Consider the following 12,643-nt stretch of genomic DNA (forward strand, 5'->3'; position numbering starts at 1 on the left):
TTAAGGAAACAAAAACTACCTAAATATGAAAACAAGATTATACATTACAGGTATGTCTCTAGTGGGAATCATGGCTTTTTCTTGCTGTGGGCAAAAGCCGGTTGCTGTAGAAGACACTAAAACAGCACTTATGGATTTTGACACTAAAGGATACACTTCGGGAACTATTGTACAGTCTAAAGCAGAAGGCGATTGCGAGTGGACAATTAAGCTTCAAGATGGCCGTCATCTAGACCCTATGACTATCGATAAAGACTTTATGCAGAATGGCGCCACTGTTTGGTTTAAGTACACTCCACAACGTCGCATGAGTAGATGCGATAAAGCTAGCCCTGTAGGGATTACAGAAATGAAGATGAATAAATAACACTGGATATACCACTAAATAAAAAGCCCATTGCTAGTGCAATGGGCTTTTTTATGAAAATCTAATTCATGCTTATTGAACAATGATGCGTTTTACCTTCCCTACATCTCCTGTTCCAACTTTTACAAGATAGACACCTTTTGCAGCGTAAGACATATCTAAGTCGTAATAATAGCCACTTCCTGTGTTAAAGAGCCTATGGTTAAGCATTCGTTGACCCAATAGGTTATATACATTAAGATCTAAACGTTGATTAAATTCTGTTGTATTTAAAGTCACATTAAACTGGTTCTTCCCTTTTGACACTACTACTAAATCTGTTTCTTCTAAGAAAGGATTTGGAACAGAAAGCGCCTCTGCAGCACATAGTTGGATAGACCAATTATTAAGGGACCCGCCATCTTCATTTACGTTATCAGTAATACGAAGAGTCCACTCCCCTGCAGATGTCAAACCATTTAATACTTCAAGGGAACCACTAGGTGCAAAAACACCTGTAAATGGAGCTGCGCCATTTTGAATTGGATTATCTGACTCACTATCAAACAAGGTATTTGTAAAATTGTCTTCATTTCCTCCTACTCGATTAGCAAGTTCTACCGTTGTGCCATCTGGCGCAATGAGCTCGATTACCAAATCCTGATTATACGTATGAGTCACATCTATCAACACATTTACATCTGTAATAATAAAGTCATTAGTTACCGTTATAACAGATTCTGTTATAACATCTGCATCAGGACCAATTTCTTGGGTAGTTGTATTTACAGTAGTCAAGCAAGATAAATTTGAGAATGTGCTGCTTGCGGCATCATTTGAAGAATCTGTATCACCATTAAGGGCAGTAAATGCACTTATAGTATAATCTGCTATTTCAGAAACATCTACACCTGTTACAAAATTGAAATCAATTTCTTCAAGAGGATCAACAGTTGCAGTTACAGTTTCGGTAATAGCGGTACCACCGTCTAATGTGTAAGAAACATCAAATCCCGTCTGACTTACAGACCCAAAGTTTCTAATTGTTACTGTTACTGTCTCTATCCCTAAATTATCACCAGTAGAAGGAGATACAATACCTACAACGCCAATATCTAAAGGTGTTACATTTAATATTGTCCTAGTTGTAGCATCATTTGAGTTATCTTCATCAATACTATAGTTTGTAGCAGCTGTAAGTTGATACGATTGTTCTTGTATTGAAAAGTCTGCTGTAGTGGTAAATGTATATTGCATTGACGAGGATGGTGGTATGGTACCTGTAAACGTTTCTGTTACTATAGCTCCACCATCAACTTGGTAAGTAACGTCAAAATTAGAAGCATCTGCAGATCCCAAATTATAAATAGTTATTGTAACAACTTCAGAGTTACCTAGATTACCATTTACTGGACTGTCAATACTTGTCACAGCAACGTCATTAGTAAGCTCAGGTGCTAGTTGAAAAACGCCAAGTACATTTGCACGTCCATTTGCCCCAACATACTCATTTAAAAACCAAAATTCTTTATCAGTAATAGGGTCAACATCCATTTTACCGTAATCTCCGTAACGCTCTGCTCCTGGTATATTTCCAGAACCTTTGGCAATAAGTGTTTCTTCGATACTCATTGTTCCAGGAGCATCACTAGCAAAGCGTCCAGTATAGTATGAGCTCAAGACAAGATCAACACTTCCATCTGTTGGTGTTGTAGGTCCAGCCATAGATGTGTAACCTAACCCTATATTTCCTTCTGAATCCATAGCCATAGATCCATGCCAAGCATGTTTACCATCAGGTGCCGTATAAGTTCCTTCTTGAAATAGAGACCATGTTCCACCATCAACATCTTGACGAAGTTCTATCCAGCGGATTCCTGCCAGTTCTTGTCCTGAGATATCTGTATCTACAACAAAATTAAATACTCCTGAGTTATGCCCATCAAATTTTCTAAACTGCGCCTGATTCATGATAGTAGCTTGCAATGCATCTATATCTTGACCGCCATTAGGCTGCGTTAGATTTGCAAAAGCTCCCCCATCAAATACAGATGTAAATTCTGTAACGGCAATTTCTAAAGGAGGAGATACCGTAGAGTTTTCAACATTATCCCAATCCATAGTAGCTTCCCATAATTTAATATGATCTGTATCTACTCCGTTCCAAGCATCATCTTGTAAATAAACAATAGGACATCCTCCAGTTGTGGGATGATTATCGTTTGTAATATTAAGTGCTTGTGGGCTGTGAAAACCGTTGATAACAATACCTGGCAATTCAAAACCAGCCATTCTAGCTTCAGCATCTGGCGATCCGTCAAAATTGTATGATCTTTCTAGCACCCACAACTTCGTTGATCCACCAGTGTTTTCCGTTACATAGTAACCATCTCTCCAAACAGATAACTTATTATAGTCCGATATATTTGGAAAGTTATATACAGTCCAATTTGAAGTCATTGGATTAGCTCCACTTGAAATTGCAATCTGCACCCCATTCCCAAGGAAAGAAACCACCCATCTATTTGCTAAGTTGTCATATGACACCGTAAGGTCACAACAACCTGAAGCTGGAAAAATATTTTCTGTCCCTAATTTCTCTGTTAGAGCATTACCGTCCTTATCAAAAATTCTAAATCCAGTGTTAAATACGGCAAAATAATGATCAGGCCCTACAGCTCCAGACGGATCAGTAGGTTGAGAATTAGACAATGCCGTCTCAACAACAAGACTAGGCATTCTTCCAGGCACAGTACCAGATGTTCTGTGTTTACTTTGTGCAAGTGCATCAGCCCCTTTACTTCCTTTGCCTATTAAAATCTCATTTCTAGTAGCGCGACCATCTTGAACCTTTATCCCTTTATCTACTGATGGAATTAATTTAGACCTTGATTGTATTGACGGCATCTGTGTTACTGTAGCTGCTGTGGTTACAGAAAATGGCCCAACAGGTTTAGATTGCTGTGCCGATACCCCTAAGCTAAAGCCTAAGAGAACTGCAAAAAGCAGAGAGTAAATTTTTTTCATCATGTAGTTTTTAGTGGTTTGCTTAATAAAAATACAAAAAACTCAACCTAAAGCATAAAAAAACACCCATGAAATGGGTGTTTATAATATTTATCGACAATTAGCTTTAAGCTATCCAATGTCTAAAATTCACTTTCTTATTGAGAATATCAGGTAAATCTGTGATTAAAACACGTTGTTGCTCCATTGTATCTCTATCTCTTACTGTCACCATATTGTCTTCTAGTGTATCATGATCAACGGTGATACAAAGTGGAGTTCCAGCCGCATCTTGACGTCTATAACGACGACCTACTGCATCCTTCTCATCATATGCTACACGATAATCGTATTTTAAATCATCGATGATCTTTTGTGCTACTTCTGGGAGCCCATCTTTTTTAACTAGTGGTAAAATAGCTGCTTTTACAGGAGCTAAAATTGCTGGTAATTTTAATACTACTCTTGAAGTTCCGTTTTCTAATTCTTCATCTTGAAGTGAAGCAGAAAATACTGCTAGAAACATTCTATCTAGACCTATTGATGTTTCTACCACATAAGGCACATAACTCTTATTAAGCTCTGGGTCAAAAAATTGCAATTTCTTTCCAGAATGCTCTTCATGTGCTTTAAGATCGAAGTCTGTTCTAGAATGTATACCTTCAAGCTCCTTAAAGCCAAATGGAAAGTTGAATTCTATATCTGTTGCTGCATTTGCATAGTGCGCAAGCTTCTCATGGTCGTGAAAACGATAATTCTCTTCTCCAAGTCCTAACGATTTATGCCATTTTAAACGAGTTTCTTTCCAGTGCTCGTACCACTTCATTTCTTCTCCTGGACGCACAAAAAATTGCATTTCCATTTGTTCAAATTCTCGCATACGAAATATAAACTGACGTGCAACAATCTCGTTTCTAAATGCTTTACCTGTTTGTGCAATTCCAAAAGGAATTTTCATACGCCCTGTTTTCTGGACGTTTAAATAGTTTACAAAAATACCTTGCGCAGTTTCTGGACGTAAGTACAAATCTGTTGCCGTCTCTGCAGATGCTCCTAGCTTTGTTCCAAACATCAAGTTAAACTGGCGCACATCTGTCCAGTTTTTTGATCCAGACTCAGGACATCCTATTCCCAGCTCTTCTATAAGTGCTTTTACTGCTGGCAAATCTTCTTGGGTTAGATATTGTGCAAGTCTTGCGGTAGCGCTTTTTTGCTTCTCGCGATATCCCATAACTCTAGGATTTGTCGCTTCATATTGTGCTCTATCAAAGCTTTCCCCAAAACGTTTTGCAGCCTTAGCTATTTCCTTTTCGGCTTTTTGATTGAGCTTTTCTGCATAGTCTTCAACGAGTACATCTGCACGGTAACGCTTTTTTGAATCTTTATTATCTATAAGCGGATCAGAAAATGCATCCACGTGACCAGACGCTTTCCATGTAGTAGGATGCATAAATATTGCAGCATCTAGACCTACAATATTTTGGTTCATCTGCACCATGCTTTTCCACCAATACTCGCGTATATTTTTCTTAAGCTCAACGCCGTTTTGACCGTAGTCATAGACAGCACTTAGGCCATCATAAATCTCACTACTACCAAAGATGTAGCCGTATTCCTTTGCGTGAGATATTACTTTTTTAAAATGATCGTCTTGTTGAGCCATAAGTTGTAGATTAATTATTCAATTTATTAAAATTGATGAGGTATAAGGTTACGCTTTCGCGAAAGCGTAAAAACCTCTCAAACCAATAAAATAAAATTATTTGTTTTCGTTTGTAACAAGCTGTAAAAATAGCAATCCATTAGAAATAACGGAAATTGCAATTACCCTATTTTAAAGAAAGAATGGTAGAGAGTAGCATGGAGCCTTCGTGGTAGACGTTTATTGTATAATCACCACCTTCCATCTGTTGTACAGGTAACACAAGCTCGCAAATGGTATAGGCAGTTTTATTAAATGCAATCGTAGTCTTTGTATTGTATCGCACGACAGAGCCGTCTTCAAACTTCTCGTTGCGTTCTACACCAATCATACGGCCTTGATTATTGACCACTTGCACGTAAAAAGATTTATTTTCTGCCTCTGCAAGTTGGTTATCATTTACGGTAAAACACACCTGCATCATCTCAACACGACTGGCTCTAGAAGTCATAAAAAACTTGCCACTATTGCGCTGGATCACTCCTCTTGCTGCGAGATTACTTACTGTAAGGCGTGCTCCTTGTGTAAGTCTCTCTGCCAGATCTCTATTAGATTTTTGTATACTGTCTTGAGATTTTGTTGCTAGGTCTAGCGCTTTTTGCGTCTCTTGTTGTAATGCCGCGAGACGTTTTGTTTCTAATTGTAAACTATCGTTTGCAGTTATAAAAAACTCTCGCTCTCTGCGCAACCTTTGTATTTCCATTTGAAACTGCTGCATTTTTGACCTACTTAAGTCGTCGTCTTGTAGTGTTTCTTTAAGTTGCAGAAGTCGTGACTGAGCTTGTTTAAGAGCTCCTTTTAATGCATCCCTCTCTTTTAAAAGACTACTGTATTTTGACAACTCCTCGTCAAGTTGTGCTGTGACTCTTTCTTTGTCATTTACTAACTGTGCCTCACGTTGCTGCACTTCATTTTGAAAATTGTAGGTGTGAAATCCTAGCCCTGCAACAACTAGACAGAGCAAGATCACAAGAAATAATAAGGTGTTATTTGTACTTTTAGTACGCATAGATGTTCTTTTATTCACATAAAGGGGTTAATTTAGAAAAAAAAAGTATAAGCCATTGCTACAATCGCTCCGTTCTCTATTTTTTCCAGAAACCTGTAAATCTTGTGACAGCGAACTCATAGCTGCCGAAAATATGGTATGTACACATTGTAGGCATACGTTACCTGTTACAGATTTTCATAGGTACAACGACCCTGCAATTAAAAAAGTATTTTATGGACGCCTCAATATAGAAAATGCGACTGCATTGTTTTACTTTGAAAAAAAAGGTCCGGTCCAGGAACTCATGCACAACGTCAAATACAGAGGGCAGCATGAAATAAGCGGCTTTCTAGGAACATGGCTAGGAGAAGATCTCAAATCTCTTGACAAATACAAGTGCATAGACGCAGTAGTACCAGTGCCCATTCACCCAAAGAAGAAAAGAAAGAGAGGATACAACCAAGTGGAAGGCTTTGGACAATCGCTCGCTGGAGCGCTAGAAGCTCATTATGTTGATGATGTGCTTATCAAAGCAAAAAATACAAAAACTCAAGTGTTTAAAGGTCGGTTTACACGTAGTGATGAAGTACTAGATGCTTTTTCGATCGCGACCAATAGCAATCTTGAAGGCAAGCATATATTGTTGTGTGATGACATTCTAACTACAGGAGCAACTTTAGAATCATGCGCCTTACAACTTCTTAAAATACCTAATATCAAATTAAGTATTGCTGTGATGGCAATAGCACAATAGGTATTTCGTTTTGGTTAAAATAATTGTTTCTTTGTAGTCGCATGACAGATAATCCTTGGTATCATTTTAATAGAAGACGCGTAGCTATATTTATAGTAGTTATGGTGAGTATGGCACTAACGCTCGTAAACTGTGCAAAACGTGGTTCTCCTACCGGAGGACCTATGGATAGCCTACCTCCAGTTTTTGTAAAGTCTACACCTCCTAACTTTACGACAAACTTTGATGGAGATGAAATTCGCATTTATTTTGATGAGTATATAAAACTCAAAGATCTTAGAAAACAGCTTATCATCTCTCCTCCTATTATCAATAGAGTAATCTCTCCACAGGGATCTGCATCAAAATATATAGAAATAAAAATCCAAGATACACTTGCTCCCAATACGACCTACGTGTTCAACTTTGGACTCAGTATTGTAGATAATAATGAAGGAAATCCTTTTCCTTCATTTAAGTACGTAATGTCTACTGGAGATTACATAGATAGTCTTACTGTGGCAGGAACAATTGTAGATGCGATCTTAGATAAGCCTGACAATTTTGTAACCGTAATGCTTTATGAAGCAGATAGTACCTATACGGATTCCACTATCTATAATAAGCCACCTTTATACGTTACAAATACCTTAGATAGTCTCAACACCTTTGAGCTAGACTATCTAAAACCTGGAACATATGCACTTGTAGCTTTAAAAGATGAAGATGCAAATTATACATTTCAACCTAAAAAGGATAAAGTTGCTTTTGTAGAAGATTTTATAACTGTCCCAACTGACTCGTCGTATACACTAAAATTATTTTCAGAAACACCAGTTTATAAAGCCTCCCGCCCTAAGCATGCTGCCCAGGGTAAAATTGCCTTTGGCATTAGTGGGTATATAGATAGTATCTCTATAAACCTCTTAACTGATGTGGGAAACAATCACCAAAGTATTATAACAAAGAAAGGAGAAGACACATTAAACTATTGGTACAAACCACAAGTTGCACTTGACTCGCTTGTCTTTAATGTTACTGCTCCAGGTTATAATGACACCTTACAAGCTAGAATACGAAAACCCAAACTAGATTCCCTAGCCTTTTCTTCAAAATATCGTAACGCTGTGCTATTTGATAAGCCATATCGCATACTCAGCAATATTCCTATAGACACGATTAATAAATCTTTGATAACCGTTTTAAAAGACTCTGTAGAGATTCCTTTTACTTATTCTTTACAAGATAACCGAACCTCATTAGACATTGACTTTAAAAAAGAAGAGAAGACTCGATATAGTATCAAGGCGCTACCTAATGCGATTACAGACTTTTTTGGACAGCAGAATGATACTCTTTTCTATAAAGCTAACACTAAAGAATTTTCAGATTATGGAGATATAGAGCTCACGCTTAAAAACGCGGCTAATTTTCCATATATCGTACAGTTAATGAACAAAAGTGACGAAATCGTAGAAACTAAATACTCCCTTCAAGAAACTGTTTTTAACTTTAAACTTCTCAAACCAGGCCTTTATAAAATACGCCTTATTGAAGATGCCAATAATAACCGTGTTTTTGACTCAGGTAATTATTTAGAACGAACACAACCAGAAGTAATTATCAACTTCCCCGGAGAAATTGATGTGCGACCAAGTTGGTTTGCAAAGGAAACTTTTGAATTACTCTCTAGAAAAACAAAGCTTAAGGATACTATCCAAGAGTAAATCTGTCTTTATCTTCCAGAAAAGGCAATTTACTTCTTGTGTTATTAATATGCCTTTTAGTTAACGTGGTGGTCACTACGCCTTCTTGAGTATGCCCTGTGACCACCTCTTCTCCTAGCACATCATAGACTGCAGAGTGCCCTATGTATTCAAGATTATTACCATCTACTCCCACGCGATTTACTCCAATACAATAAGACATGTTTTCTATAGCTCTAGCTTTAAGGAGTGTATCCCAGGCTGCTATTCTAGTTTTTGGCCAGTTTGCAACGTAGATAATAAGATCATAATCAAATGTATTACGCGCATACACCGGAAAACGCAAGTCATAACAAATCTGCGGAAATATCTTCCAGCCTTTATAATGTATAAGCACCTGCTCATTCCCAGCTTTATACTGCTCTCCTTCGCCCGCCATATTAAACGTATGGCGCTTATTATAGGTAGTGATTTCACCTTCTGGAGTGACAAATAAAAAACGATTGTAATAGAGACCTTTTTCAATTATAATCAAACTTCCACAGATGGCTGCTTGTGACTTAAGAGCCTGTTGCTTCATCCATTGCACAGTTTCACCATCCATGCTTTCCGCTAGGGATTGCGGATTCATAGAAAACCCAGTAGTAAACATCTCTGGCAGTACGATAAGGTCACTATCTCTGGGAACTTTTGCTATCAATGTTTCTTGGTGTACTCTATTGCGATTTGCATCTTCCCAAAAAAACGAAGTTTGTATAAGGCTTACTTGTAAAGTTTCTGTTTTCATAGTATAAAGATACATTTATGGTAGAACTTTCCATCTGTACTATCTTTACAATGAATACGTACCCGCTATGCAAAACACAATTGCTCAAAGAATCTATGATTTTTTAAAACAGTTTCCGCCATTTCAATTTATGGCAGAGAGTGATTTGCTAGATATTTGCAGCCAGGCTTCTGTACTTTACATAGATAAGGAGGAGGTTATTTTTAAACGTGATCAAGCCTACAGTGATCGTTTCTATATCGTTCAGCAAGGGGCTATAAAGCTTACGAGACCCTCCAAGGATGTAATTAAGGTGGTAGACATTTGTGATGAAGGCGATCTTTTTGGCCTCAAAGTTACCTCGACAGACTCTTACAGAACGACTGCTACGGCAAAGGAAGAGACAATACTCTATACGTTACCCATGGAGGAATTTTCCGCTTTCGCGAAAGCGAACAAAGCCATTTCAAACTACCTCATCGCTAGTTTTGCATCAAACATTAAAGATCCTTATACCTTACAGCAAAGCGGCTCATTACTGAATACCTATGAGCCGGAACGAAGTGCCCATTTATTGGGCCTAGAACAAGCACGATATAGCACCTCCATCATCACTTGCTCTCCAGAAACTTCCATACAAGAAGCAGCAAGATTAATGCAACAACATCGCATAGGATGTTTAGTTATTACGACAGATTCAATACCAGTAGGTGTTCTCACAAATCGAGAATTGCGTAATGCTATTGCAAATAATATCATCTCTAGTGATCACGTAGTAGGTGATGCAATGATTACTCAGGTCGTCTGCGCCGTTCCAAAAATAACCGTAGCTCAGGCGCAACTTATACTGCTTAAGAATGGAATAAGCCACCTCATAATTACCGAAGATGGTACAGCTAGCACGAAAGTAGTAGGCGTGCTAAGCAAGCATGACATCGTGGTCGCTTACGGTAACAGCCCCGCCGAACTCGTTAAAGAAATAAAAAGAGCAAAAAAGACTAAAATGCTGCGTTTTACTTGGGAAAAAGCAACCCTTCTTCTTGAGCGCTATCTAGATCAAAACTTACCTATATCACATATTCTTAATATTTTTTCTGAGCTTAGAGACGCTCTCATGCAACGTACCATGGAGCTCTCATTAAGCAAGATGGCACATAATCCTCCAGTACCATTTACCTGGCTTGCATTAGGTAGTCAAGGACGAGAGGAGCAATTACTATATACAGACCAAGATAACGCTCTTATTTATGAGGATGTGTCTCCAGAAAACAATGAAGCGACTAAAAATTACTTTCTACATCTTGCAAATAGGATGAACAAACGCCTGCATAAAATAGGTTATGATTACTGCCCAGCAGATATGATGGGAAGTAATCCGCTGTACTGCTTATCACTTTCTGAGTGGAAAGTACAGTTTTCTACATGGATTAAAGATCCGTCTCCAGAAAGCATGTTGATGTCAGGCATATTTTTTGACTACAGACTCGTATATGGGACCCAGGAACTAGTTGCGCAACTCACTACTTCTATCTATGACCAACTATCAACCTCTTCTGTGTTTTTTAGATTTATGGCAAAGGATGCCCTTAAGAATCCGCCGCCGGTGAGTTTCTTTCGAAACTTTCTAGTGGAGTCAGATGGTGCGCATAAAGATGAATTTGACATAAAAAATCGTGCTATGGCTCCCTTAATAAGCGGCGCCAGAGTGCTTTCACTTTACCATAATTTACGTAACATAAATCACACCTCAGAACGTTTTGAAAAACTTGCAGAACTCGAACCTCAGAACAAAGAACTCTTTGAGAGTTGCGCTTACGCATTTAAAGCGCTTCTTAAATTTAGAGTCAGGCAAGGGCTACGCAATGATGATAGCGGCCGCTTCATTAAACTAGCGGATTTATCAAAAGAGGAACGCCTAAAACTAAAACGATGCTTTAAACCACTACGCGATTTACAAGAAGTGCTACGTGTACGTTTTCAAACTCAAAATTTGAGCTAGATGGGATTATTTACCACATCACCTCAAAAAGATTTTCCAAAATTTTGGACACAATATCTCGCTGCTTTTGCCCTAGAGAAGAGCAAAGCAGGTTTTTTAGGTAGTACCCTAGATGGAAAAAAGCTTCACACCACTCGTTTTGTAGTATTTGACACCGAAACAACGGGTTTACACTATAAAGAGGATCGTATTCTATCTATAGGAGCGGTAACCGTTATCAACAATGAGATTTCTATAGCACAGAGCCTAGAGTTATATCTCAAGCAAGATATATACAAGCCTGAAAGTGCAAAAATACACGGCATCTTGCGCAATGGAAGCTATGAGCAAGTAAATGAACAAGAAGCAATAGAAAGATGTCTTGAATTTATAGGTACAGACATTCTTATAGGGCACCACATAGGTTTTGACGTTGCAGTAATTAATGCAGCACTAAAACGCGCTCAGCTGGGAAAATTAAAAAATAGAGTACTAGATACAGAAACATTGTACAAAAGACTTGTGCACCCTATAAACAGACCTTTACAAGAAAAAAGATATACGCTAGATGAACTTGCCGAAGCGCTTAAAATTCCTCTGCACGATAGGCACACCTCTGCGGGAGATGCGCTTATTACAGCCATTGCTTTTATAAAAATTGTAAAGAGGTTAAACAGCGATGGAACTCTTACAGTAAAACAATTATTCAGAAAAAACTAGATGATTACAAAAGACACACTTTTCGTTTTTGATATAGATGGAACACTCACAGATAGTATTCCTACCTATCTCCCTGTTATCACCAAAGTTCTAGCAGACATAGGACTTCAAGATATTGATACCGATTACGACAATTATCTACACCATACAGATCTGTATGCGCTAGAGTATAATTACGAGCGTACTTTTAATAAGAAAGCTCCAGCCAACTTAAGATATGAGCTAGACCACTTACTAGGTGAAGAATTATCTAAATGTAGTCCTGTGAGTGAAATCCCAGGTGCGCGCTCGTTATTATTAAAATTGAAAAAAATGCAGATTCCATTTGCTTATGGAACAGGTGCTTTTCCGAAAGCTACTGCTATAAAAATGGAGGGTTCTCAAGTCCCTTTTATTCCAGAGGTACTTGCAACTTCGTTACATAACATTTCTCGAGTGGGATTTGTAAAAGAAGCTATACAGAAGTCTAAAGCATATTACAATAGAACATCTTTTGACAATATTATTGCTGTAGGTGACGGACTTTGGGATTTAAAAGCGGCTCAAGAGCTCGATATCTCATTCTTAGGCATAGGGACAAAAAACCGTAAAGCAATGCTCGATAACGGCTGTAAAAATTGGGTAGAAGATTATAAAAGTTTTGACTTAAACTCACTCAAATAAAAGAGGCACATGCCGGTCAAGCAACAACCTAT

General features: G+C 38.1%; 10 protein-coding genes. 6 read left to right on the top strand and 4 right to left on the bottom strand.

The window, feature by feature from the left end; all coding sequences use genetic code 11:
- The first annotated feature begins 25 nt into the window (after positions 1-25).
- A complete protein-coding gene (locus D017_RS04245; protein WP_035334832.1) occupies positions 26-367 on the top strand; it encodes a hypothetical protein in 342 nt (113 codons plus the stop codon).
- A 72-nt stretch (positions 368-439) separates the two neighbouring features.
- Here D017_RS04245 and D017_RS04250 read toward each other — a convergent pair whose 3' ends face one another.
- The 3 genes from D017_RS04250 to D017_RS04260 all read right to left on the bottom strand — a co-directional run bounded on the left by D017_RS04250 (position 440) and on the right by D017_RS04260 (position 6,081).
- The gene (locus D017_RS04250) at positions 440-3,376 is read right to left on the bottom strand and encodes a proprotein convertase P-domain-containing protein (RefSeq protein WP_081804630.1); all 2,937 of its coding nucleotides are present in this window, start codon (positions 3,374-3,376) and stop codon (positions 440-442) included.
- A 103-nt stretch (positions 3,377-3,479) separates the two neighbouring features.
- Positions 3,480-5,015 (bottom strand): glycine--tRNA ligase, encoded by a 1,536-nt coding sequence (locus tag D017_RS04255; protein ID WP_035334834.1) that lies wholly within the window; start codon positions 5,013-5,015, stop codon positions 3,480-3,482.
- A gap of 166 nt (positions 5,016-5,181) precedes the next feature.
- Entirely contained in the window at positions 5,182-6,081 is a 900-nt protein-coding gene (locus D017_RS04260) for a hypothetical protein (RefSeq protein WP_152023860.1), read from the bottom strand.
- A 37-nt stretch (positions 6,082-6,118) separates the two neighbouring features.
- Between D017_RS04260 and D017_RS04265 the strand changes: the two genes are divergently transcribed.
- Positions 6,119-6,799: a phosphoribosyltransferase family protein gene (locus tag D017_RS04265; protein ID WP_035334837.1), complete on the top strand. Its 681-nt coding sequence runs from the start codon at positions 6,119-6,121 to the stop codon at positions 6,797-6,799.
- Positions 6,800-6,840: 41 nt separating this feature from the next.
- Positions 6,841-8,505 carry an Ig-like domain-containing protein gene (locus D017_RS04270; protein ID WP_051583797.1) on the top strand — a complete coding sequence of 555 codons (1,665 nt, stop codon included), beginning with the start codon at positions 6,841-6,843 and terminating at the stop codon, positions 8,503-8,505.
- On the opposite strand, the gene D017_RS04275 is transcribed toward D017_RS04270, so the two are convergent.
- Complete coding sequence (locus D017_RS04275; protein ID WP_035337971.1) at positions 8,492-9,271, bottom strand: amidohydrolase; 780 nt, start codon at positions 9,269-9,271, stop codon at positions 8,492-8,494. The two genes, D017_RS04270 and D017_RS04275, sit on opposite strands and share 14 nt — an antisense overlap.
- A 67-nt stretch (positions 9,272-9,338) precedes the next feature.
- Between D017_RS04275 and D017_RS04280 the strand changes: the two genes are divergently transcribed.
- Genes D017_RS04280 through D017_RS04290 form a run of 3 tightly spaced genes read left to right on the top strand, consistent with a single transcriptional unit; the run spans position 9,339 to position 12,611 of the window.
- Positions 9,339-11,249 (top strand): DUF294 nucleotidyltransferase-like domain-containing protein, encoded by a 1,911-nt coding sequence (locus D017_RS04280; RefSeq protein ID WP_035334839.1) that lies wholly within the window; start codon positions 9,339-9,341, stop codon positions 11,247-11,249.
- Complete coding sequence (locus D017_RS04285) at positions 11,250-11,948, top strand: 3'-5' exonuclease (RefSeq protein WP_035334841.1); 699 nt, start codon at positions 11,250-11,252, stop codon at positions 11,946-11,948.
- Entirely contained in the window at positions 11,949-12,611 is a 663-nt protein-coding gene (locus D017_RS04290) for an HAD family hydrolase (RefSeq protein WP_035334843.1), read from the top strand. It begins immediately after the preceding gene.
- Positions 12,612-12,643 lie beyond the last annotated feature (32 nt).

The organism is Dokdonia sp. PRO95, from assembly GCF_000355805.1.
In the GTDB taxonomy this organism is placed as follows: domain Bacteria; phylum Bacteroidota; class Bacteroidia; order Flavobacteriales; family Flavobacteriaceae; genus Dokdonia.

Coding starts and splice junctions, on each gene's coding strand:
- D017_RS04285 (WP_035334841.1), top strand. CDS start 11,250: ATGGGATTATTTACCACATCACCTCAAAAAGATTTTCCAAAATTTTGG.
- D017_RS04290 (WP_035334843.1), top strand. CDS start 11,949: ATGATTACAAAAGACACACTTTTCGTTTTTGATATAGATGGAACACTC.
- D017_RS04280 (WP_035334839.1), top strand. CDS start 9,339: ATGCAAAACACAATTGCTCAAAGAATCTATGATTTTTTAAAACAGTTT.
- D017_RS04275 (WP_035337971.1), bottom strand. CDS start 9,271: ATGAAAACAGAAACTTTACAAGTAAGCCTTATACAAACTTCGTTTTTT.
- D017_RS04250 (WP_081804630.1), bottom strand. CDS start 3,376: ATGATGAAAAAAATTTACTCTCTGCTTTTTGCAGTTCTCTTAGGCTTT.
- D017_RS04270 (WP_051583797.1), top strand. CDS start 6,841: ATGACAGATAATCCTTGGTATCATTTTAATAGAAGACGCGTAGCTATA.
- D017_RS04255 (WP_035334834.1), bottom strand. CDS start 5,015: ATGGCTCAACAAGACGATCATTTTAAAAAAGTAATATCTCACGCAAAG.
- D017_RS04245 (WP_035334832.1), top strand. CDS start 26: ATGAAAACAAGATTATACATTACAGGTATGTCTCTAGTGGGAATCATG.